We start from the raw sequence: 24,466 nt of genomic DNA, 5'->3' as shown, positions 1-24,466 counted from the left end.
TAAGACATCGGCCTGAGCCGATGTCTTATTTATATATGTTCGATGCGATATTGACAGAAGAATGACATCACCCAAGTAAGGGTGATTGTCATAGTTTTATTTTAAGGGAACTTGGTGATATGATATAAAAGAAAGTTACAAGCCTCAATTCAATTGGAGTTTTCAATGAGAAAGCTATTATTTTCAGTTTTTATTGCTTCACTTGCTACAGGTTGCTCAAGTTCGGTCACAGAACAAAAGCCTTGGAGAGGTGTTTATTCAGAAGGATTTGAAGTAAGTGCTTTTACCCCTTGTGGTGGGGGAAAGGACTTTTGGTTATATGCGAAACAACCCCAGGTTATGGATGATGTTGAAAAGGCAACAAACAAAATTAGAGCCGAGAGTGGATATATGTATCCGAAGGTTTATATAGAATTTTATGGTGTTGATGAAGGGAAGGCGAACGATGGGTTTGCAGAAGATTATGATGCAGTTGTGTCCGTAGAAAAGGTCATTAGCTTTACAACAGAAATCCCATATACCTGTCAGTATTGAGGTGGCATAAAGCCACCGGTAATGGTGGCTTTATGCTTAATGTCAGCTTGCCAAGCTCTTTCTTGCCATGTAAATAGCACCTAGAATTAATAACTCAGCAGGTACTGAACCGCCACCACCATTACGGTCATCCTTCTTAATGTCCTTGTTTGGTATGTCATTTACATCGATAACCTTGGTTTCAAAATCAAGTTCTTCTTTGCCAAGGTATCGTATTGATATAACGCCTTCGTTATATCCTTGAGTAGTGATGAGGTTTTTTTTGTCTTTGATGTCAAACTTGGTTATATAGACTTCGTAGCTGCCATCTGCATTTAATTCCAATTCATCTTTAGTGATGTATGTCTTATGCTTCTCATAATCAACAGTAGCATAGTAAGGATTATAATATGTGATGGATGCATACTTTAAGTTGGCAGGTATCTTACCTGTCAATTTAATTGCTTTGTCATTTTCAAGTTGAATGTAGAAACCATCATAGCGATTATCAGTGGTGGGAAAGAGCGCTTGAACGAGGTCAGGTCTAGGGTTTACCTCTGCACTTGTATTTTTGCTTTTACTCATCTGGGAAGTGAGGTCAAGCGAGCTTTCAACCAAACTAGTCAAAAAGGCACTGGCTCGTGTAATTCGATCCGATGATGAGGCAATGAATGGAGTGTCAAAATCACCATCAGTTTGTTGGATCATCAACTCGGCTGGAGCATTTTTTCTAACGGCTCCATTAGCATAATACTCGCGAACAATCAGCATGTAGTCATTGGCATCAGTCGTGATCCCATTTGCTGCAGCTCTAGGACCGATCTCGATACGGAAAGTTCCATTATCCCCAACTTTGATGTTGTCTGTTGAAACATTTTTTTCTGGAAGAGCCACGTTCTTTCCATCACGTAATGTATAAACTTGGATGCCAAGGTAAAGCGTATCTCCGATTTTACCTTCTAAAACATAACTGCTCTCACCTTTGATCATTGTGGAGCGATAGCGTGTCCAAGGGTTATCACCGGCTGTTTTACGTGATGTAGTGATCCAATCAACGAATGATGGGGAACCGATAGAGGCCTTTTCGATAAAGACTTCACTGGCAAGAGATAAGCTGTCGTATAGAAAATCTACACCTTGCTCTCGAATGGAGTTATCAAGGTTCAATGAGTTGTCGAAGTCTATGATCTTTTGATTAAGTGATATTATCGAATAAGCAATCCCATCTCGATTATCCTTTGCAAAGACACCACTAGATAAAACCAAACCTAGCATATATATAAATATTTTCATAAGTTTTCTCCTACTATAAGTTTACATTGTGCTTCTGTAATTTTTTACAAATTAAAAACGACATTGCTATTATTATGATAATAGCTACGAGTGACTCGGTTATATCAAGTTTGTATTGATCAAGCACGACAATGCTTGCTGAAATAATAACCCACTGAACAATATAGAAGTTGGTGATGTGTGTGCTTATAAAACTAATTATGTTCAAAAAACCTTTATGAAGGTATGGAGATGCAAAGAACATGAGTGCAAGCCATTGCATAATAAAACCAATGTATAATATTAATCCGCCAGGACCGGTTCTCCAGTAATCACCAAAGTGAAATGAGATATTAGTTTTTGATATGAGTATGCCAATAAAGGATAACAATACACCGAAGCCAAACTGATACCCCATTGCCTGCGTTGTTAGTGTAAGTGGATTGCTATATCTTCTACCAAGGATCATGCCAATCAATGGATAGATGACCCATGGGAATAGAGGGAATGAAACCATTTCCCCATTAATACCCCATAATGGTTCGAGTAACCTTCCCCAAAATGGAACATAGGTTCCAAGGCCCCATATAAAAGGGGAGTACACCAAAACCAATAGTATCAGAAGCGTTATGCAAACATCATTAAGTTGTAATTTATTGACTATCGCCATTATCAAATATGATAGGCCTGCGACTTGTAGGATATCAACCACAAGTAAATTCGAGATGATATCATCGGCAAAGTTTGTTAATTTATCATCCGGCTCACTTGTATCAAATGGCATATAAAATAAGAAGAGGGTAAAGGGGACTGCTAATCGTAATAAATTAAGGTAGTACCCTTTAGCAAACAATGAAAATGAGCGCTTTATATCGTGCGTAAATTGATGCTCTTTCTTATATGCGTATAGAATCCCCATGACAACCATGAATACTGGGGCGGCAGGGGCTTCACCTAGTAATGTTATAACTCTCCCAAAGATAGAATGTTCTGCAATTTGAGTCTTTGTGTTAATACTCACTACATGAGTACACACCATAAATATTGCAGCCAAACCGCGAGCCAAGTCTAAAAATGGAAGTTTACTCGACATTTATTTATCCCTGTGAAGTGTTCGAGTATTGTACGTTATTAGATTTTTGAGCGCCATATGAGATCGCATATCATTGATTAATTACAGGGTTGTCATTATATTTATAGTCTTTATGCTATTCCCTTATAGGTATTTGTATTGAGTTTTATGTGGGAATGATTCAAATGTGTTGAACGTTTTGTTTTGATGTGGAAATTCTGTTGAGTAAGCTGCGTTGGTAAAGTGATGGACGCATCAATAAGTATCCGGATTTTGACGATAATGATGTTGTTTCCCAAATCGATGCAGTTTGAAGGGAACTTACTGAGGACTCGATGATCTGATCACCACGATCCTCTTCAAGTCTGTATCATGGGCACGTCGCTTCCACCCATCACCAACTGGCCTAAATACAACAAGTCTCTGATTAATCGTGGTTCACTCACCTTCTGGGTTGATACCGAGGCCATGAACAACTGGTTCCACCACGACCATCATGGGCGGCGGGCCGCAGCTAGCTTTACACTGACCAAACCATCTCTACCTTCCTGATGCTCAAGGGGATTTTCAACCTCACTCTGCGGGCCACTCAGGGATGACTCGACCCCCTGTGCCAGTTGATGAATGTGCCGCTGTGTGCGCCGGACTATAGCTGTGTCAGCAAGCGCGCTCGCACGGTGAAAGTGACCTATCGACAACCCGCCAAGGGACGTATCACCGACCTGGTTATCGATTCAACCGGGCTGAAGGTGTTTGGCGAAGGCGAGTGGAAGGTCAGAAAACACGGCGCCGAGAAGCGGCGAGTGTGGCGCAAGTTGCAGGTGGCCCACGATATCGTGGCGGCAGAAGTGTCGTTGGAAAATGTCCATGACGCCGAGGTGTTGCCGACCTTGCTCAACCCTCTGCGGCGCAAGCTGGGACGTGTTTATGCGGATGGTGCCTATGACAGCAAAGCCAGCCATCAGCTTATCTCACGCAAAGGGGCGACAGTCTGTATCCCGCCTCGCAATAACGCTGGACTCTGGAAAAAGGGGCACCCAAGAAATGAGGCCGTGCTGGTGATGCGTAAGGAAAGGTTGGCGCACTGGAAGAAGATATCGGGGTATCACCGTCGCTCGCTGGCAGAGGCAGCGATGTATCGGTTCAAGCAGTTGCTGGCGGGGAAAATCAGCCTGCGTAACTACAACGGCCAAGTGGGAGAAGTCATGGCGTATGTAAGCGCCATAAACAAACTGAATACCTTTGGCCTGCCTCTCAGAAAGCCCCGAGTGTAGCGGTCACTTGGGGCTGGGGCAGGTGTGGCTTGATGGTTGATTTGGGAAACAACGCCGTTTGGCGATAGAATCAGATCACAAACGAAGCCTTTTTATATCTATTTCAATTGGTTGCCGCTAAAGATCCTGTACATGAGCTCCTGCTATTGATTAACCTCCTAGGTAATCGCAGCAACGTGTAAACTCGTCAAAATCATAGACGAAGCCACCTTTCTATATGGCTGGCCCTTGCGTCCTAGAGCTGAATCCTTGACTCAATCAAATAGCACTGTGACTGGTAGCCCCTCAACTTGAAGACTGAGCGGTAACTTATCATCCAATGATAGTGCTACTTTGAGCGTTGCTTTCTCCCCTTCAAACGGAGCGGCCAATTGTGCTGGCAATTTGTCGGCTAGCTCGACCGGTCTAGCTACTCTGGCTGCCAGACGCTCACCACTGGGTAACTTGACGATGGCCCTGTGACCCGTCTCCATGGATGACAAATACTTGGGCTGCACATAGGCAAGGACTAGAGGATCCTCACGTTTGGAGATCAGCGCAAGTGGAGCCCCCGAGAAGACCCAGTCCCCTGCTTGTACTAGCACATCGGAGACCTTGCCCCTGGTAGGCGCTACTGGTTGTTGCTGCATAGCCATGGTTTCCATCTCCGTCAACTCCTGTTCTAGAGAGTGGCGAGCACTGGCCAGTGGTCCTGTCAGGTGATCTTCTTTGACTTGTAAGATGTGTTGCGTTTTGTCTACCTTGGCTTTTTGCAGCGCGATAAGTGACTGTGTCCAGCTCAGAAGAACGCTGGCGTATTCAGCGCTGGATACCAGTTTCTGCTGCCGGTAGTTTGCATATTCTTTGTAGATAGCTTCCTGCTCACGGGAGCCTCGTTCAGCAATGCTGATTTGTCCATCAAGGATGCGCAGTATCTCAAGCTCGTCGAGCTGCTTGTTAAGTACAATCGCCTTCAAACGGGCTTTGCGCGCCTCAATATTTACATTGAGTGTAGGGGATTCAAACTGCATCAAGACATCCCCCTGTGAGACGGGTTGTCCCGGTGTCATGTAGATATTGCGGATAAAGCCATCGCCATTGGCCACCACCAACTGGGGCTCTGTCGTGATAATGGCTGGTGCTTGAGTTAGCCACCACTCTCGTCCCAGATACCAGAGCAGTATGATGACAGGACTGAAGGCCAGTATCAGGATCAGATACCATCGCACCTTGAATGCCATCCGTTTCGCGGGGGCATACAATACTCGGATCCCCTGTTCCGAGGTGGCATCCTGTTTTTTAGGGGGGGTGAATGTGACTTTCATCAGAATTTGTTTCCTCGTTTCAGAACCCACCATGGCGCCATGCTGCTCTCTTCATGGCCGCGCCGGAATATTTCATTCAAAAGTGCTACGGCACACCACAGACGCATCAGTAGGGTATAAACCGGATAGAGGCACAACCAAGGCAACAGTCTCAGATCGGCTCTGGGCCGTTCTGATATTGCGAGCAGGAACACCAGAAAATTGATCAAAGTGAGAAATAGGTAAACCAGATAGAGACAGAGCATTAAGGCCATCACAAACTGACTCGGATAACTGAAGATCAGCCACCACGTGTATCCCATGACTAGCAGTGGCAGCACCACGTTTTGCGCCACCCCATAGACCAGAGTGAACAGGAAGGTTTTCCATCCTAATATGCGAGGTGTAAGTGACAGCTTGTGCTTGCGCAGATAGAGGAAAAGCAGGTCACCATCCCAGCGCAGACGCTGTTTGGCTAGAGTGACTAGATCCGAAGGGGCATCAGTATGGCCTATGGCTTTAGGGGCAAACCCTATCTTCAGACTGGGGTGACGCTTGAGGTAGTGTTTGATCCGTAATGTCAGATCCAAGTCTTCTGCTGTGTGTGTATCCCATCCCCCAATCTGGCGAAGGAAATCACGACGAAATGCCCCGAATGCCCCCGAAATATTGTTGATAAGATTCCACTCGCTTAAGCCGGTTTTGCCGCCCTGCATGGAGATCATGTATTCAATCCCCTGCATCCGGGTCAGCAGCCCAGCCTGCAGGTTGCGCACTCGCAATGCTCCGCCGACGGCTGGAATATTGGGATCATCAAAACAGGCGACAATCTCATCGATCATATTGTTGTCAAAGGATGTATCCCCATCGGCATTCATCACTATTTCACCGGTTGCCGCCGATAGGCCTGCGTTCAGGGTCGATACCCGTCCGCCACGTTGCCACTTAGGCAACAGCACCAGGGTTCGGTTCTCGCATCCCTGAAACTCGCGGACACAGTCCAAGGCCGCTTGGTAGGTATGAGCGTTGGCATTGGCGCCATCAATGACCGCGATGATCTCCATATGACCGCGATATAGCTGTTCCTTGAGGGTCAATATAGTGGAGCGGATCGCATTCCCCTCTCCATAACAGGTGATGATACAAGAGACGCTGGGGCAGCGTCGTGACAGCGGTAGGTCGGACACTCTGGGCTCCTGACGGGCATACCACTTGAGGATTCCGGTCAGCGTCAGCGCCATTAGTGGAACTTCAACCAACAGCAGCATGGGCAACAGCAGCAGAATCATCCGAGGTGAAACCGACAGACTGCCCAGTATATCTATCAGGATGTAATAAACGGTTCTCAGCCAATCATGCATGCTGGATGCTCCCATCCAGCCAGTGACTCAGCCATAGGTTGGCGTCTTCACCCAGGCTGACAGGTAGGGGTTGCATCTTCACATTGAGTGTCAGTGTGTCCAGTCCCTCAATATTGTTCATCGCCAGGATCCGGCTCTGCAATATCTCTCTGTCATCTGCATCCGTGTATGGGAGCAGGAGCAGCAGCAAGTCATCTGCGTACTGGCAAACTACGTCTGTATCCCGAAATTGTGCTTGTAGGCGAGTAAGCAGAGCTGCCAGCCTCTGGAAAGCTTTTAGCAACCCCAGTTCTGCTCGAAACTCGGCCAGATGCTCAACCTGTATAGCGAGCAGCGTATGGCTGCCGCCGTGACGCTGTAGCAGGCGGTTGCTCCACTGCAGCAACCAAGGGAAGTGTTCTATAGCCATAGGAGCTCCCCAAGCTAGGGGGAGATGCAACCGCTGGCTGCCTTCCCGGGCAATATGATGCGCCAGCTTGCCAATGCGATATTCATGGATGGGCGTCACCACAAGATCATCCGGTTTGCTTGACTGACCGCACTCATAACAGCGCGCCAATACGGTAGCTTCGATGAAACGAGCGTTACACGAGAGACAACGATACTTCTCCAGTGGGCGATCATAGTCCACCCCTATGTGACGCAAGGTGGTGACACATTTGGGACAACGCAACGTGCTCTGTTGCATGAAGGAATCTTGGTCATCAACGTGGCCACAGGTGAAGCAGTGAACAGCCGGTTTAGCCTCAAGGGCAATATGGGAGCATTCCGGACAAACATCGACAAAGTTCAGGTGAGCTGAGCGACAGCGGTTGCACAGGCGCACGCGATCCACCAGTTGTTCGCTCTGCAACAGACGTTCAGACACCAGTTGTGGCAAAGAGCCTATGGACTCGCTGCCTAATAGACAATCGAGCAGAGGATAACTATAGCCTTGACGGCAACCTACCTGCCAGTGTGGTAACAAGCGGAAGTGAGCGCGCGGCCAGCTGTACCAGGCTAATTTATCCATCTCATCTGGGTGTTCACGCAGTGTCAGTAGGGACAGACGTTCAAGTATATGAGGTACCCGCTCATCCAGTTGGCCAAGCAGACCATCTGCCAATATGGGCGAGAGCGGGCTGGCTTCTAGGCAGAAAACGGGATGCAAATAACGGTCGGGATCACGGCGAACCGCCAGCAAGACCTGGTCTTGCTCATCTGCTGGTAAATTGAGTAGCAGCACTGCTTGCTGTGCTGGGTCCCATAGAGACCAATCGGTTATATGCTGGGTAACACGATCCATCGATGCCCCTAGTAGAGCGATCTGGATGGGTTGTTCATTTGTACTCATCATGAGGAAATAACCTCTTTCCACAGACTGAAATATAGAGTGCCACCCTGTAAGAGGGTTAGTGTACTGGTTGTAGTGGTCTAATCATCCCGGACACCATTTTAGGTGGTACAGTCGCCACCATGACCTGAGGTGTTCAATGACAAGATTACGTCGCTCATTTACTGCCGAATTCAAACTCGAAGCCGCATCCCTGGTACTCGACCAGGGATACTCTGTCCCTGAAGCCAGCCGTTCACTGGATGTCGGTGAAACCGTACTGCGTCGCTGGGTTCAGCAGCTCCAATCCGAACGCTGCGGCACAACCCCAATCAGCAAAGCACTGACTCCGGAGCAGCAGAAAATTCAGGAGCTGGAAGCCCGCATCAACCAGCTCGAACGTGAAAAGGACATACTAAAAAAGGCTACTGCTCTCTTGATGGCGGACGAGTTCACACGTACGCGCTGATAGACCGATTAAGGGAGCAAGCCCCCATCACTCTGGTCTGCTGCGCTTTCGATGTTCCCACCTCCTGTTTTTACGATTATCTGGCTCGCAGGCGGACGATTAACCGTGAACGTATGCAACAGCGCTGTGAGTTGCGCCGTTTGTTCAAAGAAAGCCGGAACTCAGCGGGCAGCCGCGCCTTGATGTCGATGATGCGGGAGTTGGGGTATCAGATTGGTCGATTCAAAGTACGTAACCTGATGAAGGAAGCCGGTCTGGTATCCAAGCAACCGGGCGCTCATCGCTATCAGGTCGCTCGGTCTGAACGACCGGACATTCCCAATCTGCTGGCCCGCGAATTTGATGTCCAGCAACCCAATCAGGTGTGGTGTGGCGATATCACCTACGTCTGGGCAGGTGGTCGTTGGCGTTACCTGGCAGCGATTCTTGACCTGTACACCCGGCGGGTCGTGGGCTGGGGGATGTCTGATAAGCCTGATGCAGAGCTGGCCATCAAAGCACTTGAGATGGCGTATCAGCAACGAGGTTGTCCGTCAGGCGTGCTGTTTCACTCTGACCAGGGCAGCCAATATGGCAGCCGGGCATTTCGGCAACGACTGTGGCGCTATCGCATGACCCAGAGCATGAGTCGGCGTGGCAACTGCTGGGATAACGCCCCGATGGAGCGACTGTTCAGGAGCCTGAAGTCAGAGTGGCTCCCGGCTATGGGATATATGAGCTTGCGAGAGGCGAAGCGGGATATCAGTTATTACCTGATGGATTACTACAACTGGCGGCGTCCACATCACCACAATGACGGGATACCGCCAGCAAAAGCCGAGGTTCGGCCTAACCAAGTGTCCGGATTTAGTTGACCACTACAGTGTCAACAACTGTGGGGAGAGAGACTGCGAGCTTCCCAACCTAGAGCGATACCAATGGCACTGCCGTTAAATCGATCAACGTCCTGGATATGGCGAAAGTACACAGAGGGTTGAGAACTGATAACTGATGCCATACTCAATCTGCAGCTCAGCCGTCTCAGGTGTAGAGATCTGTAGCTTTCCGAACCCGACTCACATCGGGAGTGGCGAGGTGGATAAATACAACCTTGTGCAAAACTTAGTCAATGCTTGGAAATAGGAATTGTTATCAATTAATCATGTTCGGTAGCCTGCCATTCGAGACCTTGTTTTTCCTACAACTATTGAGGCAATAAACAGCACTACGAATTGCTTGGCCTACATCCGAGGTTTAATAAACTAGGGGGACTCTATTGTGCCCCGCCTTCCCTTGTTGCCGGTGTAGACACACAGAGTTGCGAGGCTTGCTGACTACGACAGATGGCGTCATTTGATAACAATTCTGACACTGTTTGTGGCTCGGGCTGGATTAGTGGTAGCAGAGGCAGAGGGAGCTTAAGGAAAGGGAGGGGGTTGCGTATCCGGAGAATTCTTACTTAGTGGTAACTCAAGAAATATCTGAAACTAGGCAGGCTCATGATGAGTTGGAATGCTTAACAGCAGTAATTGAGGTCGGGGGGGCAGTCTAGCCCCGGCGCATGTAGGGAGGTAGCCCTAGGTGCTCGGGCTAGTTGAGAAAGAATTGCGTGGTTCATCTTTCAGCTTCATATTCCAATATGTTTATTCTGACATTAACATCAATTAATGTAGCCTAATAGCACAATATATTTGATCTAAATCAAATTCTATTTTTTTATAACTGAAGTTGTCAGTAATAGATTTCATCGATAACAGCAATAGATAATTAAAAAACTCACCCTGCTAATTGTGGTATATGATGTGGAAAATTTGGGGGTGCCTATGATTATCTATGGAAAATACGGCGGAGCAGCACTTAGGGCCGTACATTTAATGGTGCAGAACAACTATGATCATATCACTGCTTGGGATATGGCAATATTTGAAGCATTCGGAGAGGACTTAGGCGAAAAAAAGCAGTATAAAAACAACCCGAAGGTAACATTCCTGACCCTCTGCAGCTTGGGTAGCATCAGTTGCATTATGCCAATCCACTATGATACAGCCATCAAAACTAAGAAATATGTCGCGACAGCACTCGACATCCTTTCCTCTAAAGATAAATCCACACCGATTAACCCTGATGACTTATGGCAAGAAGTTATTGCAGCGTGTGATGCCGCAGCTTCATTGAAGCATAACAATCAGATGGATGTGGTTTTGACGCTATGGTATGCAAATGTGTTGAATACCAATTGGTCTAGTGATGAGCTGGAACTGCATACGGAATTTATATGAATTTTGCAGTTAAAAAAGCCAAGGTGAAATCACCTTGGCTCTTCACATTATTTGATTTTAATTAATGTACCACTATCAGAATGTGCAAATGGTTTACCGTACACTTGCAGACTTGTCGTCTGATTATACTTGAGCTGATCTTTAACAGAGAAATCAAGTGACATCATAAAGTCAGTCGTTGAATCATTTGCTGACATATAACTACTTTCAGCAATTCCACGCTTCCCTGTTTTAAAATCAACCTTATTTCCTGCTTTACCTTCGACGACAACACAAACTGCACGAGGTATGCAGTATGAGTTGTAGATCATCTGATTTTTTTTATCGTAAATCAGATAACCACGCTGGTCATGAAACTTACCGTTGTCACTTTTTCTGAATACTTCTTGCTTGTAATACATCGCAACTAAATATTGGTCACTGGCGTTTTTTGCATCCGCAGCGGGCTCGAAGGTAAAGGTCTCATAGTACGGTTCGACCGCAGGTCCACCCTTACCAACCTTGCTCCCTTCTTGCCCTGGGGCTACGTCTACACCACCAGTGTCCGTGCTTTTCCATGTTCCCACTAGCTGTGCCAAGGGACCAAAATCCAAGCCATTTATTGTTGTGTCTGAATCTGCGTGCGCCAGCGTAGAGCTGGCAAGTAAAATGGCGGGTATTACAAGCTTATTCATAAAAGACTCCTGTATGGTTCAGCTTTTTATTATTTTCTGCAAGCTAGGGGATTTTAAAAAGAGCGGTAGATGATGGTCAATTATATTTAATTGTGTGATGTGATTTTTGTGAGGCCGGATTTGTTTTTTACTCTTAATAAAAACCAAATTTGATTTAACACATGATCATGGTTATAGCGAAAAAATCTCAATGCCAATCTAGATCAATTTTTAGTTACGATATTCTATACTTACGGTTAGGCAATTTTATTGCTGTAGGAGAGGGCTATGTATTGTTTGAAATGTTATTAGTTTAGGGTCATCGTTTTTTGTTAAGGTGCAAACTTTTGACGCCGATATTAAATGTGGAACATAAAGCGTTGATATGAAAGTTAATAAGGATGGGCAGATGCGTAAATCAATGACAATAGGCAATAAACTGATAACTGTTTTTTCGGCCCTTGTGGTGCTGATGCTGGGTTTTGCCTGGTTTTCTGTTACCCAACTATCGAACATTTACCGTGATACAACCGAGATCACTAACAACGTCATTCCGTCAATACGAGCTTCAAGCCAAATGCATACGGCCTTGCTTGATGCTCGCCGGGCTGAGTTGAGCATGCTGATTGGTATTCAAGATAGTGATCAGAGTGCGATTAGTACCAACAAACAACGTTTTGAGAGCAGTAAACGTGACTTTGAGGCTGCGCAACAACAATATTCCAAGATGGATTTTGTCTCAGAGAGGGACAAACAATACTTCGAGAACCTTGTCGCAGCCGCATCGGATTACTTTTCTGTCCATTCCATTCTGTTGACGGCCGTTGAGCAAGGTGACATGACCAAAGCAAAGTCCCTTATCAATAACGAATCGAAGCAAGCCTTGGAAAAGGCTGGGCAGGATGCCTTGAGTCTGCGTGCAGAAAATGATCGGATTGCTCATGAGATGGCCGCTCATGATAAGGTAGTTTATGACAACGCCAAAACACTCAGCATTTCAATGGGAGCAGGCACGGTGGTTTTTGTGATCCTGGCGGCTCTACTACTTATCCGTCAGATCCGCAATCCGATCATGGTTTTGTTAGAGCAAATTCATCAGGTATCTGCTGGTAACCTCACCAGCAAGCTCGATATGAAAGTCTTTTCCCATGATGAACTCGGCATGCTGGCCAAGGGCTTGAACGAGATGCAGGACAACTTGCGGATGCTCGTAAATGAGGTTTCAAGCTCTGTGGTTCAGCTCGGTTCTGCAACCGAAGAGATCAGTGCCGTTGCCTTGCAGTCTGCCCATAATATGGATGGTCAAAAGCATGAGCTGAACCAACTGGCCACAGCTATGAATGAGATGCAGGCCACTGTGCAGGAGGTAGCCCGCAATACTAACGATGCTGCCAGTGCTGCAACCCAGGCAAGTACAACAGCCCTTCAGGGTAGTAACACAGTGAACAACTCTATCGTGCGTATCGAGAAGGTGGGTGAATCGATAGAGCATACTGCAGTGGTGATCCGCCAGCTGGGCGATGATAGCCGCAATATCGGCATGGTGCTGGAGGTAATTCAAAGCATTGCGGAGCAGACCAATCTACTGGCGCTGAACGCAGCGATTGAAGCAGCTCGAGCTGGCGAACAAGGGCGTGGATTTGCAGTCGTGGCCGATGAGGTCAGAACGCTGGCTAAACGAACCCAAGACTCCACCTCCCAGATAAACGGTATCATCTCCGAACTGCAGGAACGAGCGAATGAAGCGGGAGCCACGATGCAGCAAAGTCAGACCATGATGGTTGAAACGGTTACCATCGCCCGGGAAGCAGGGGCGTCAATCTCGGAGATCAGCAGTGCTGTCAGCAGTATTTCGCATATGAATATCCAGATTGCCACTGCTACAGAAGAGCAGGGGGCTGTGAGTGAAGAACTGAATCGCAACGTGGTCAACATCAGCAATGCTTCGGAAGAAGTCGCAGCAGGCGCTAAGCAGATGTCCCAGGCATGCCATGACTTGAACCACTTAGCTACTCAGTTACAAGATGTAGTCAGGAAATTCCGCATTTAAGCCTGGGAAAGGATATGTCTTTGTTGAACACCGGCTGATAGCCGGTGTTTTTTATTAGACAAGTGCTGGCGCTTATTCAATATTTGACGGTTGTAAGAAACCACAGATATAGCAATAGATATTACTGTTTTTGTTATTAGAGCTTATACGTAAATTTCAGATAGACCTTCATCTCTGAATCAGTAAAATTTGGCGAGGCTCACCCAACAAGAAGGTTATAACGTGAAAAAAACGATGCTAGTATTGGCCTGCTCGATTGGATTGTTTGGTAGTAGTTGGCCTGCATTTGCTGCAAATGATAGCAAGGCTCAGCAGGTTCAGTTTAAAAAAGGGATGTCGGAGACAACAATTTACAGTTCGATCAAAGGTGATCAGAACTTGGATTATAAGTTAACGGCCAACAAGGGCCAGAAGATGCTTGTGACATTGGACACCAAGTACAACACATATTTTAATATCCTTCCTCCTGGTAGTACTGCTGATGCCATGTTCTCTGGTGCTATGAAAGGTGACCGCTTTGAAGGTGAGCTGCCGATGAAAGGGACTTATACCATTCGAGTTTATCAGATGGGGGCAGACAAAAGCAGTAAAGCCAAGCATGATTTCAAGCTTTATGTAAAAATTAGTGGCTAAGCTTTATAAGGTTAATGTGGGCCATTCTGTAGCGCGCTTACGATGTTGAGAGAAAGCCCCGAGCATTATGCTTGGGGCTTGATTGAAAACCGATATGAATTATTTTCTGTTAAAATCAATTCGATTAGACTCGATTGTTTTCTATATCTCGCTAACACAATAATATCACAATTACTGGTGCGTGACATTGATCAAACTTTGGCCTTACCATGGTTATGCCGAAACTAGACCATCCGGCTATTAACCTAAAAAGGGCCAAGCGTGACCAAGAATATTAAAATTCTTCAAACCAGACCAGTCTTTATTAGCACTATATGGAGCTGACTCTGCTGAAAATGTCTGGCGGCGTGCTGGTTCCTTCCACCCCAGCTGATGCTGAAGCGATCCGATCATTACCCATTGGCTCATTTATTCAAGCCAAAGGAAGCGGGCGCCGTAATCCTGCTTTTCATCGCCGCTTCTTCGCATTACTCAATCTGACTTTCGATTACTGGGAACCTGCAGGCGGAATGGTGTCACCAGCAGAGCAGGGGATCTTGAATCGCTTTGTTCGTTACCTCTCACATTTTGGCTCATCTCAGGCACTTAACCAAGCGAAGGATGAGTTCATCGAGCTGTTAGCCATTAACAGGGTCGAGCGTCATGGACCTCAAGCTGAAAAGTCATTCGAGGTAATGCGCAAGTGGCTGACTGTCGAGGCTGGATATTTCACTATCGTTATACTGCCGGATGGTGGGATGCGCAAAGAACCAAAAAGCATTCGGTTTAACAAGATGGAACAGGCCGAATTTTCAGCTCTATATCGAGCTGTATTCGGTGTGTGTTGGCGCTATGTGTTGAATCAGCAGTTTGGCTCTGAGGCTGAGAATACCATTGCTCAGCTGATGGGATTTTCTGGATGAGGTTTGATACTAGCCCTATTCGCTCGAAAGCACTGCGGAATAGCGCCAGAGGGCAGTTGTGCAAGTTGCAGTTGCTTGGTGTGTGCCAAGGCGGTACCGAGACGACGGTGTTGGCTCATCTGCCGAGTATGCCTCATGGGATGGCCCTGAAGGGTGATGATCTGATTGCAGTCGAGGCTTGTGCAGCGTGCCACGATGCCATCGATGGACGATTCAACTATGGCTGGCTACCGGGAGAGAAGGAGGAAGTCCTCTACTTCGCCCTGATCCGCCAACTGCATCAGTGGGTAGTGCGCGGGCTTATTAGTGTGAAAGGGGCAACATGATCCACCTATCAGCCCTTGAAGCTAGTCGTCTGCTTGCTAATTACCCCAAAGCTAAGCGGGAAGTTGAGCAACTGAAGACAGTTCAACAGGTAGACAGCTTGCATGGCAATGTGATGGCCGAGCTAGTTGGTTTTCCGGAGCCAAAGACCGAGCTGCTATTCCACCCAGTTCGAAAATGGAGGTTTGACTATGCCTGGTCACTCAACATGATCGCCCTTGAGAGCCACGGCGGGATCCACTCTGGGGGGCGGCACACCCGGGGCAAAGGGTTCGTTGAGGACAGAGTGAAGATGAATGAGGCCACATTGCTTGGATGGTCCGTCATCGAAGTTACTCCTGAGCATATCAAGACTGGCCAGCTGCGCGCCTGGTTGCTGAAAGCATTTGACCGGAATACCAATCACTTGAGGACCACCCCATGAGCAAAGCATTGGAAATGGCACTGCGCCTGTTTTCACCAAAAGGAGCTCTCCATGAACCGACCTCCCGTAATTTCAGCGCTCTGGGGCGTGACGAGTTGATTGGTGCGCTACAGATAGCCTCCAAGGATAATCCCCAGGGGTTGCAGTATCTGATGGCTGATCACCTGATCGACAAACAAGCTATAGAGGCGCTGCAGGCTCACTTCAACGATGGCCTGTGTAATGCGGAGGTAGGGCGTATGGCATTGGCTATCCTGCTACGACGTCCACTGCCAGAGCAATTGGAGAGGCTCGTTCTATCTCATCCCTACTATGACAAAGAGCGCCGCCGTGCTGCAGTGGTAATGGAGAAGGCCAAGCGGGCTCACCGTCACGGTAATGATCATGAATATCTGCGCCTGCTAGATGAGCGTAATGCCATCCTAAATACCGCGCATGGTCGCTGTGTTGATGAGATGCTGATATCCGGGCGTTGTCCACATTGCACTGGAACCGGCAGGCGGCTACGAATCGGTGGCGAGTGTCCCAAGTGTCATGATACCGGGCGTGTGGCCCCTGACATTGCTCTGGTCTCCCGTCGATTCGGAGGGGAAGTACAACTATCTGTAGAGAGCATGGTGGATGAGGTGATCTACCAAGCGTCAGATCTCACTAAGGCTATGGAGCGGCAGGTTCGGGAAATGGTCATGGAGTGAGGTTCTTCCTATCGTGTCAGCCCCCATGGAGTCACTGCGCTTAACTCATGTAGGCGTTGCTTTTTTGGTTGCTTTATTTTTGTACATTTTCCTGTCAATGATATCTAAGGTCGTATCTATGTTTGACTCAAAGCGGTTGTAACCAAATGAAAATGAAAGCTGAGGGTAATTCTTTTGGAATTTAGTTTTGAATCGTATTTCGATTTCTTGTAATGCCTCTTTCACATCTACATCTTCAGTACAGTCGATGATGATAAGGTACTCATCACCCCCCATTCTCACGATGTAGTCATCATGCCGGAAGGTTTTCTTCAAAATATTGGCTACATCACACAAAACCTTATCACCTGCTAAGTGACCAAATGAATCGTTGATGTATTTAAAATTATCAAGGTCCATATAAATCAGTAGGTTATCTGATTTTAATTGTAGGTCTTCTAGAACACTTCGATTATAAATTCCAGTCAGTGGGTCCGTTTTAGCTTGTTTTTGGTACAACATTTTTTCATTGTATGAGTCAGTTATATCTGTTGCTAAGGTGAATATATATACCTCATCTTCCACTACACTCTTAAATTTTGTGACATCAAAATAATGCACGTTATCGTCAAATTTAAACGACATAATCTTATTGGATTCTTCATTGTTATCCATATATGTTAGAGTCAAGTCATGGCATTGGGCAAATACATTTGCGACATTGCCATCGACTAAGTCACAGATATCATCATTCGTTAAACCGATAATGTTCATATCTGTGAGACTTGCAACCCATTCTCTAAATGGTTCATTTATATAGACAATCCGGTGTTTGCTGTCCCTTACTGATAGAAACCCAGGAAAATATTTAATAAAAATATCAGAAAAATTTATTGCTGTTTTGCTCATAAAGACACCATTATTAATAACCATTCCTGTAACATCAAGTGTAGTTGTTTGCAACAATCACACATCGCTAATCTGTTTAGTGCCTTAGGAGGAGCCTTCACATACAGCAACATGAACAGGGATAATTAAGGCTATCTATGTCAGCAGATTAAGTGGGGTAATATGCACGGTTCGAAGGCAAAGATCTAGCGCAGCTGATATGATTGATATCAAGCATAGCTTATCGCCAAGTTGACTACATCAGAGAAGAACGGAAATTATCATTCATATAGTCTATTGTTTTTAAACAGCTTACTGTTATTGTAACGTTTCCGTGCTATTCGCGCTCAGTCATGTTTGCGAGGTCCTGTCATTGACGACGACCGCTCCTTAATTTTATTAGAAAATTATGTTGCAGAGATACATTGAATCCATCGGTGAGTAGATTGGCCCCTTGAAGATCCAGATACTTCGCCCCTCTTAACTTAAGAGGTAGTCTTGGAACTATCGTAGTAGTACAAGCTCGTGAAGAGCTGGAGGTTATGATGACCAAGCCAGAAGTCAAACAGGCTCAGAAGCTGTCGGAACACTGGTTTGGCAAGATGCCATCAACGGCTAGGAAAAGCTAAAAAGTAGCATAGAAGGAAGCGGCCATTGGCCGCTTCCTTCTTAGGTCTTATCGAGCTAAAAACTCAGCGTTTACCGAATGTCCCTTGGATTACATTCCCCATAGCATCAGGTGATTTTTCTACTTCATGTTGGGCTATTTGATGTTTCACAATATCCCCCCACCGAAGAAATAAACTCCTCAGTTTTTCAGGGTTACGTAAAGCACCCGCCTGATAAGTTCGCAGGAGTTTGTCACTAATCTGGTGGTTCAGCATATGCTCTATCTCTAGAGGTCCTGCACCAAGTTCAATTCCACAGCAGTTTGCAACACTGCGTCGCAGGTCGTGTACGCTGAAAGGCTCAAGTTCAGCCAGCTTACGCTTCTGTAGCCGGTCAAGGGCGCGCATAAGTGCGTCACCTGTGATGGCATGACCCAGCTTCGTCGTCGATTCGAACACATATGGACTGGTAGAGGACGTTATCATTCGCTGCTCTGAAATTATTTCCTGAGCCAAAGGCGACAAGGTCACCACATGCGGGCGCCCATTTTTGGTTTCCGGGATCGTCCAGCGATCACCATCCAAGTGTGCCCATTGCATCGATATCACTTCACCTCGACGAACCGCGCTCAAAATGACGATTTTAATTGCATTGGCGACACTTCCAGAAAGAACAGAAGTCGTAGCAATGCCACGGCCACCAGCTGTTAACGCTCCGCCACCTTCAACGCCCTCTTCTAATGCATGCCACAAGGCTCGTAACTCAGAGATTCGTAGCCAACGCTCTCGAGGTGGATTGGGGGTCGCATTGTACACTTTGGGTTTGAGTGCCAACGTGGGGCTCATCTTGATAAGCTGTCGTCGCATAGCCTCCTCCATCATCTGGTTCATTATCCCCATTGCTTTGCGAAGCCCTTCCAGAGAGACCTTCTGTAGCTTCTGATAGTGTTGGTGGAGGACGGCCATGGTGATATCGCAAATTCGATATTTACCAAGGACCTTTTGCAAGTGTGTTTGGTAAATTCGACGATAATCAGTGACAGTTCGAAGGCTAATCTCTGATCGAACGCCATCACGGCGTTTTACGCTGGCTTTGTGGCTAAGCCATTGCTCAAACAGTTCATCAAGCACGAGCATCTGTTCGTTCTTTTGTTTAGCCTCTGCAACAACCTGACGGGGATCGATGCCCTGTTTGACTTGCCCCACCGCAACACAATGTCGCTCACGAGCTTGAGCAAGTCCCATCGCAGGGTATAGTCCAAGGACCATGGTTTGTTGCTTGCCAAGTAGCCTAAATCTATACACGAAGCGTTTTTGCTTACCGGCCCGAACCTCGAGTGATAACCCGTTACCATGTTTAGAGCTGATAGCAAATCGGGTTGCGGTTGCACCTTCTTTAAGCTCTGCTGCCGCGACTTGTCGATCTTGAGAAATCATCCTAAAACCTCGTATTGGGGTACCACATGGGGTACCACATTTGGCATCGTATAGGGTTGTATGTTGTTGGACAAGAGCGAATGGGGATTGCTTGTATCTCATTGAATGCAAATGATATATTCATTCTATTTAGAATTGTTAAGACAGAATTAAACGTCAGTTTATTGACTTCGTAATGCGAAGGTCAGGAGTTCGATTCCCCTTATCGGCACCATATAAAACAAAGGGTTAGCTTCTCGGTGAAGCTAACCCTTTGTGCTTTCTGGCTGGTGACTCTTCTCATCCCCCTCTTTTGCTATCGCAACCCCAAAGGGGAAGGGGCAGCGGTCCAACCCTCCCGGCAGGCGGCTACGCAGGTTTTGCTATTCCTCTCAGGCAACCTCGATGTCTGGCTTGGCTGGCTCCTTCTGCATGGAGAGCTCTCCAGTTTGCGACGGGGATTCCAGCTTGTCGATGCGCACCGCTGCCACCTTGAACTCGGGGATCTTGGCGTGGGGGTCTGTGGCATTGATGGTAAGCCGGTTGGCCGGGGCTTCGGCGAAGTGGAACGGGATAAAGACCACGCCAGGCTGCATCCGTTTGGTGACGAAAGCGGGCAGTTCGATATGGCCACGGCGGCTGGTGACTTTCACCCGCTCGCTGTTGCTGATGCCCGTCCGCTCGGCGTCCACCACGCTCATCATCACCCGCGGGCCAGCCAGCTTGTCGAGCCCCCTGGTCTTGCGGGTCATGGTGCCGGTGTGGAACTGCTCCAGCAGGCGGCCGGTGGTGAGCACGATGGGATAGGTCTCGTCGGGCAGTTCGGCTGCATAGCGGAACGGGGTCGCGACCATCTCCCCCTTGCCGCGGGTGAACTGCTTGCCGTGGAGCAGGCGAGTGCCTTCGGGCGCTGCGTCGTTGCAGGGCCACTGTAGCCCTTGTACACCCACCTTATCCCACTGGATGCCGGCGTATTGCGGGGTGACCCGGCAGATCTCGGCGGTGATCTCCTGCGGGTGTTGATAGCGCCAGTCGCCACCCATGGCGTTGGCGATCTGCTGGATGATCCACCAATCCTCCCGCGCTTCACCCGGTGCCTTGAGGGCGGGGGAGATGCGCTGTACCCGCCGCTCGGTATTGGTGAAGTGGCCGCTCTTCTCGGCAAAGGAGCAGGAGGGGAGCACCACATCGGCCAGCTGGGCAGTTTCCGAGAGGAAGATATCCTGCACCACCAGAAACTCCAGCTGCTTGAGCCCCTCGATGACGTGATGCTGATCCGGATCGCTCAGCACCGGGTTTTCACCCATCACATAGAGCCCCTTGATGCTACCCGCGCAGGCGGCATCGATGGCCTCGGTGAGGGTAAGGCCGGGCGTGCGCGGCAAGTCTGGCTGCTGCCAGGCGGTGGTGAAGCGGGCATGCACCTCGGGGTTGGCCACCTTCTGATAGCCGGGCAGGCAGTTGGGCAGCGCCCCCATGTCACAGGCACCCTGCACGTTGGATTGGCCCCGCAGCGGGTTGATGCCGCCCCCTTCGATGCCGATGTTGCCGCACAGCAGTTGCAGGTTGGCGATGGCGCGCACATTGTCGTGGCCGGTGGTGTGCTGGGTGATCCCCATCGAGTAGTAGATGGCGGTGCGTTCGGCGGTGCCGATAAGGCGCGCGAGCTCGATCACCTGCTCGGCCGGTACGCCGGTGACAAGGGCCACCTTGTCCGGTGCATAGGCCGGGGAGAGCACCTCCGCTTGCAGCGCCTCGAACCCTTCCACTCGTGCGGCGATGTAGGCCTTGTCGTGCCAGTTGTTCTGGATGATCTGCTGCATCAGGCCGTTGAGCAGCATCACGTCGGTGCCGGGGCGGTGGGCCAGATAGAGGCTGGCATGGTCGGCCATCTCGATCCGTTTGGGATCGGCCACTACCAGCCGCGCCTTGCCCGTGGTGACGGCCCGCTTGATATGGGAGCCGATGATGGGGTGGGCGGCCGAGGTGTCGGAGCCGATGATGAAGATGAGATCCGAGTGGTCGATACTCGGGATGTCGTTGGTCATGGCGCCGCTGCCGAGTGACGCCTCCAGCCCGGTGACGGTGGAGGCGTGGCAGAGCCGCGCGCAGTGATCCACGTTGTTGGTGCCAAGCTCCCGGCGCATGAACTTCTGAAACAGGTAGTTCTCTTCGTTGGTGGTTTTGGCCGAAGAGAAACCCGCCAGCGCATCGCTGCCATAGTGCTGGCGCAGGGCGGTGAAACGCTCGGCCACCAGGGCGATGGCCTCCTGCCAGCTGGCGGGCACCAGCTGGCTATCCTTGCGGATGAGCGGTGTGGTGAGGCGCTCCTCGCTCTGGATAAAGTCAAAGCCGAAGCGCCCCTTGACGCAGAGCAGTCCCTGATTGACCGGCGAGTTGCGATTTCCCTGCACATAGCGGATGCGGTTGCGCGCCTCATCGACATAGAGGGTGACGCCGCAGCCGACCCCGCAGTAGGTGCAGATGGTATTGACCGGCGTGAGCAGCTCGGTGCGCCCCTGCGACTTGTCTCGGGCATCCACCAGGGCCCCGGTGGGGCAGACCTGTACACAGGCGCCGCACTGCACGCAGTGGGAGTCGCCCATCGAGAGCCCCGTGTCGAACTGTGGCCGGTTCGAGAGAGTGCCATCGCTGTTCTGGGCAAAGCACAGCACCCCCTGCACCGCTTGCTCACCACAGGTCTGTACGCACTGGCCGCAGCCGATGCAGCGGTTGGCATCAAAGACGATAAATTCGCTGCTGTTATCCACTGCAAACTTCTGGCACTGGCTGGTGTCGAGAGCGCTCTGCTCGACCTTGTATTCGGTGGCGTAGTCGCGCAGGGCACAATTGGTGTTGGCCTGACAGCCACACTCGAGGCAGCGGCTGGCTTCGCTGCGGGCATCGTTGTCACTCAACCCGCATTCCACCTCGGCAAAGCTGCCCTCGCGATCCTTCTCTGATAGATGAGGCATGATGCTGCGGGCGACTTTTTTCAGGTGAGCAAACTGGGCGGGATCGACCTGCTTGAGTGTGGGAGCCTTGCTGGCGTTGAAAGGACGAACCGGATCGATCATGTCACCGTGAAGGAACTGATCGATGGCCAGCGCGGCCTTGCGACCATCGGCGACCGCCTCGATGGCGGTGGCGGGCCCGCGGCGCAGATCGCCGATGGCAAACAGGTTGCCGTGGCCGCTGTGCATGGTCTCGGGGTGGGACTCCAGCGTCTGCCAGCGGGTGAAGGGGAGGGTGAGGGGCTCCCCTTCCATAAAGCTGAGATCCGGCTGCTGCGACACTGCCGCAATCACGGTATCAAACTCTTCAAGGAAGAACTCGCCGGTGGGCTCCGGGCGGCGGCGACCGGAGGCGTCCGGCTCGCCGAGAGCCATCTTCTCGAGGCGCACCTGACAGACGCGACCAGCCTCATCGGCCAGATTCTCTACCGGATTGGTGAGCATCAAAAAGCGCACCCCTTCGTGCTCCGCCTCGTCGATTTCGTAGGCTTCGGCGGGCATCTCGGCGCGGGTGCGGCGATAGATAAGGGTTGTTTCAGCGCCCAGCCTGACCGCCGTGCGGGCGCAGTCGATGGCCGTGTTGCCGCCGCCGATCACCGCGACTTTCTTGCCAGTAGTGAGCCGCTTGGCCAGCATCCGATCTTTGAGGTAATCGACCCCGAGATAGCAACCGGCCAGGGTGCTGCCGGGGTAATCCATCGGCACTGCCTTGGATGCGCCAACCGCCAGACAGACCGCATCATAGTCGCGGCACAGCGCCGAGATGGTGATCTGGTGGCCCAGTCGCTGCCTGGTGTGGATCCGCATGCCACTCTGGCACATCAGGTCGATCTCCTGATCGAGGATCGCCTTGGGCAGCCGGTACTCGGGGATGCCATAGCGCAGCCAGCCACCCGCTTCGGGCATCGCTTCGAACAGATCGACCTCGAACCCCTCGTAACCCAGATAGTAACCGCAGGTGAGGCCGCCCGGGCCGCTGCCGATAATTGCCACCCTCTTGCCCTTGGCGGGCTTCTTTGCCGGTTGATAGGGGGCAACCTCGGCCAGATCGAGATCGGCGGCATGGCGCTTGAGCTGACGAATGGCGATCGGCTCATCTACCAAGGCGCGGCGGCACTGTGCCTCACAAAAAGCGGGACAGACCCGGCCGATGGAGAGGGGCATTGGCAGGGTCTGCTTGATGACGGCCATCGCCGCTTCGTGATCCCCCATGGCGATATGGTGCAGATAGGATTGAATGTCCACCCCGGCCGGACAGGCGCGCTGGCAGGGGGCTTCGCAATCGGCGTAGTGATCTGCGAGGATGCGGCCGAGCGCCTGCTGGCGGTGGGTGCTCAGGTCCTCGCTTTTGGTCGTGATCACCATCCCTGCCTCGGGGCGCGTCTCGCAGGCGCGGCGGATGCCGAGACCGGCAATCTCTACCACGCAGAGATCGCAGGGTGTTTGGGGGCCGCTGGTGTTGTCACCGCACAGGGAGGGGATATCAGTCTGGTGCTGTTTGGCTATCTGGAGCAGGGTTCTGGTCGGGTCAACCGTCAACTGAGCCCCATCGAGGGTGATGGTGATCATGGCGTCATAAACTCGCTTTCAAGGCGCAGAAAATGCTGCATCTGGCGGAGCCAGCAGGGGAAGCGACAGGGAGGCCGCTTGCTATACGCTCACCATAACAAAGATTATTTACAACTTTATTTGATTTTAGACAGCTTATTGTTCAAAAGGGAAAACGATTTCAGGTTGCCTTGTCTACCTCATCGCCTCGGCGCATCGTTGAGAATCATTCCTGTTAAAGCAAGAGATTCATTGTCTTATTGTCAGTTTATGCGTCTGGTAGAAGAGAGGCTGCTCTCGCTAGCGGTAGGCGTGATCCGCCAGTAGTACCATTTGTGATGCAACTTATTTTGCATAAATGGTGGCTCTGATGAAGGCATGCGGCGCATGCAGAGCAAAGGGGGGGGGGGGCACTCGGTTGGATAAAAGGTTGGTGGATAGGGGGCGGGCATGCTGAGTGGCAAGCCCGACACAAAGAAAATGGCCACCTTTTCCAAGGCAGCCATTCACGCGGCTGA

18 protein-coding genes, 1 pseudogene and 1 riboswitch are annotated in these 24,466 nt (G+C 49.7%); of the genes and pseudogenes, 10 read left to right on the top strand and 9 right to left on the bottom strand.

What is annotated here, in order from left to right; genetic code table 11:
* The first annotated feature begins 165 nt into the window (after window positions 1-165).
* Entirely contained in the window at window positions 166-534 is a 369-nt protein-coding gene (locus I6L47_RS22480) for a hypothetical protein (protein ID WP_224970025.1), read from the top strand.
* 42 nt (window positions 535-576) lie between these two features.
* Here I6L47_RS22480 and I6L47_RS06930 read toward each other — a convergent pair whose 3' ends face one another.
* Together I6L47_RS06930 and I6L47_RS06925 are read right to left on the bottom strand one after the other, a co-directional pair.
* Complete coding sequence (locus tag I6L47_RS06930) at window positions 577-1,806, bottom strand: DUF1214 domain-containing protein (protein ID WP_216948962.1); 1,230 nt, start codon at window positions 1,804-1,806, stop codon at window positions 577-579.
* A gap of 13 nt (window positions 1,807-1,819) precedes the next feature.
* Window positions 1,820-2,878 (bottom strand): heparan-alpha-glucosaminide N-acetyltransferase domain-containing protein, encoded by a 1,059-nt coding sequence (locus I6L47_RS06925; protein ID WP_005351620.1) that lies wholly within the window; start codon window positions 2,876-2,878, stop codon window positions 1,820-1,822.
* 351 nt (window positions 2,879-3,229) lie between these two features.
* Between I6L47_RS06925 and I6L47_RS06920 the strand changes: the two are divergent.
* Window positions 3,230-4,131 (top strand): annotated as a pseudogene (locus I6L47_RS06920) (IS5 family transposase).
* 254 nt (window positions 4,132-4,385) lie between these two features.
* On the opposite strand, the gene I6L47_RS06915 reads toward I6L47_RS06920, so the two are convergent.
* From I6L47_RS06915 to I6L47_RS06905, 3 genes are read right to left on the bottom strand one after another with little or no spacing between them, the layout of a single operon-like run.
* Window positions 4,386-5,435 (bottom strand): HlyD family secretion protein, encoded by a 1,050-nt coding sequence (locus I6L47_RS06915; RefSeq protein ID WP_005351625.1) that lies wholly within the window; start codon window positions 5,433-5,435, stop codon window positions 4,386-4,388.
* A complete protein-coding gene (locus I6L47_RS06910) occupies window positions 5,435-6,775 on the bottom strand; it encodes a glycosyltransferase (RefSeq protein WP_120414204.1) in 1,341 nt (446 codons plus the stop codon). Before I6L47_RS06910 ends, I6L47_RS06915 begins: the two co-directional genes overlap by 1 nt.
* On the bottom strand, window positions 6,768-8,111 hold the full coding sequence (locus I6L47_RS06905) for a diguanylate cyclase (RefSeq protein ID WP_005351627.1): 1,344 nt from the start codon (window positions 8,109-8,111) through the stop codon (window positions 6,768-6,770). Before I6L47_RS06905 ends, I6L47_RS06910 begins: the two co-directional genes overlap by 8 nt.
* A gap of 136 nt (window positions 8,112-8,247) precedes the next feature.
* Between I6L47_RS06905 and I6L47_RS06900 the strand changes: the two genes are divergently transcribed.
* Together I6L47_RS06900 and I6L47_RS06895 are read left to right on the top strand one after the other, a co-directional pair.
* A protein-coding gene (locus tag I6L47_RS06900; RefSeq protein ID WP_216947903.1) for an IS3 family transposase occupies window positions 8,248-9,410 on the top strand; the annotation gives its coding sequence in 2 pieces (ribosomal slippage) (window positions 8,248-8,503 and window positions 8,503-9,410; 1,164 coding nt in all).
* 148 nt (window positions 9,411-9,558) lie between these two features.
* Window positions 9,559-9,637, bottom strand: a riboswitch (cyclic di-GMP riboswitch).
* Between the two features lie 721 nt (window positions 9,638-10,358).
* Window positions 10,359-10,814: a hypothetical protein gene (locus tag I6L47_RS06895; RefSeq protein WP_234879982.1), complete on the top strand. Its 456-nt coding sequence runs from the start codon at window positions 10,359-10,361 to the stop codon at window positions 10,812-10,814.
* 47 nt (window positions 10,815-10,861) lie between these two features.
* On the opposite strand, the gene I6L47_RS06890 is transcribed toward I6L47_RS06895, so the two are convergent.
* Window positions 10,862-11,488 carry a heme-binding beta-barrel domain-containing protein gene (locus I6L47_RS06890; RefSeq protein WP_005360892.1) on the bottom strand — a complete coding sequence of 209 codons (627 nt, stop codon included), beginning with the start codon at window positions 11,486-11,488 and terminating at the stop codon, window positions 10,862-10,864.
* Between the two features lie 388 nt (window positions 11,489-11,876).
* On the opposite strand from I6L47_RS06890, the gene I6L47_RS06885 reads away from it, so the two are divergent.
* The 6 genes from I6L47_RS06885 to I6L47_RS06860 all read left to right on the top strand — a co-directional run bounded on the left by I6L47_RS06885 (window position 11,877) and on the right by I6L47_RS06860 (window position 16,495).
* Entirely contained in the window at window positions 11,877-13,517 is a 1,641-nt protein-coding gene (locus I6L47_RS06885) for a methyl-accepting chemotaxis protein (RefSeq protein ID WP_139733148.1), read from the top strand.
* A 222-nt stretch (window positions 13,518-13,739) separates the two neighbouring features.
* Window positions 13,740-14,150 carry a DNA breaking-rejoining protein gene (locus I6L47_RS22475; protein WP_254204831.1) on the top strand — a complete coding sequence of 137 codons (411 nt, stop codon included), beginning with the start codon at window positions 13,740-13,742 and terminating at the stop codon, window positions 14,148-14,150.
* A gap of 314 nt (window positions 14,151-14,464) precedes the next feature.
* Window positions 14,465-15,052, top strand: coding sequence for a DUF1367 family protein (locus I6L47_RS06875; RefSeq protein WP_216948961.1), 588 nt, complete (start codon window positions 14,465-14,467; stop codon window positions 15,050-15,052).
* On the top strand, window positions 15,049-15,378 hold the full coding sequence (locus I6L47_RS06870) for a nuclease domain-containing protein (protein ID WP_005351636.1): 330 nt from the start codon (window positions 15,049-15,051) through the stop codon (window positions 15,376-15,378). The genes I6L47_RS06875 and I6L47_RS06870 overlap by 4 nt, the downstream gene beginning before the upstream one ends.
* Window positions 15,375-15,800: a hypothetical protein gene (locus tag I6L47_RS06865; RefSeq protein ID WP_216948960.1), complete on the top strand. Its 426-nt coding sequence runs from the start codon at window positions 15,375-15,377 to the stop codon at window positions 15,798-15,800. Before I6L47_RS06870 ends, I6L47_RS06865 begins: the two co-directional genes overlap by 4 nt.
* The gene (locus I6L47_RS06860; RefSeq protein WP_120414208.1) at window positions 15,797-16,495 is read left to right on the top strand and encodes a TIGR02642 family protein; all 699 of its coding nucleotides are present in this window, start codon (window positions 15,797-15,799) and stop codon (window positions 16,493-16,495) included. Before I6L47_RS06865 ends, I6L47_RS06860 begins: the two co-directional genes overlap by 4 nt.
* Before the next feature lie 45 nt (window positions 16,496-16,540).
* Here I6L47_RS06860 and I6L47_RS06855 read toward each other — a convergent pair whose 3' ends face one another.
* The 3 genes from I6L47_RS06855 to fdhF form a co-directional block, all read right to left on the bottom strand.
* The gene (locus tag I6L47_RS06855) at window positions 16,541-17,383 is read right to left on the bottom strand and encodes a GGDEF domain-containing protein (RefSeq protein ID WP_224970031.1); all 843 of its coding nucleotides are present in this window, start codon (window positions 17,381-17,383) and stop codon (window positions 16,541-16,543) included.
* 671 nt (window positions 17,384-18,054) lie between these two features.
* A complete protein-coding gene (locus I6L47_RS06850; protein ID WP_216948959.1) occupies window positions 18,055-19,407 on the bottom strand; it encodes a site-specific integrase in 1,353 nt (450 codons plus the stop codon).
* A gap of 371 nt (window positions 19,408-19,778) precedes the next feature.
* Window positions 19,779-23,969 (bottom strand): formate dehydrogenase subunit alpha, encoded by a 4,191-nt coding sequence (gene fdhF / locus I6L47_RS06845; RefSeq protein ID WP_216948958.1) that lies wholly within the window; start codon window positions 23,967-23,969, stop codon window positions 19,779-19,781.
* Window positions 23,970-24,466 lie beyond the last annotated feature (497 nt).

Source organism: Aeromonas sp. FDAARGOS 1417 (genome assembly GCF_019046985.1).
GTDB lineage: Bacteria > Pseudomonadota > Gammaproteobacteria > Enterobacterales > Aeromonadaceae > Aeromonas > Aeromonas veronii.
Note: the sequence above shows the minus strand (reverse complement) of the source record. Positions and strands in the feature narration are given on the sequence as shown.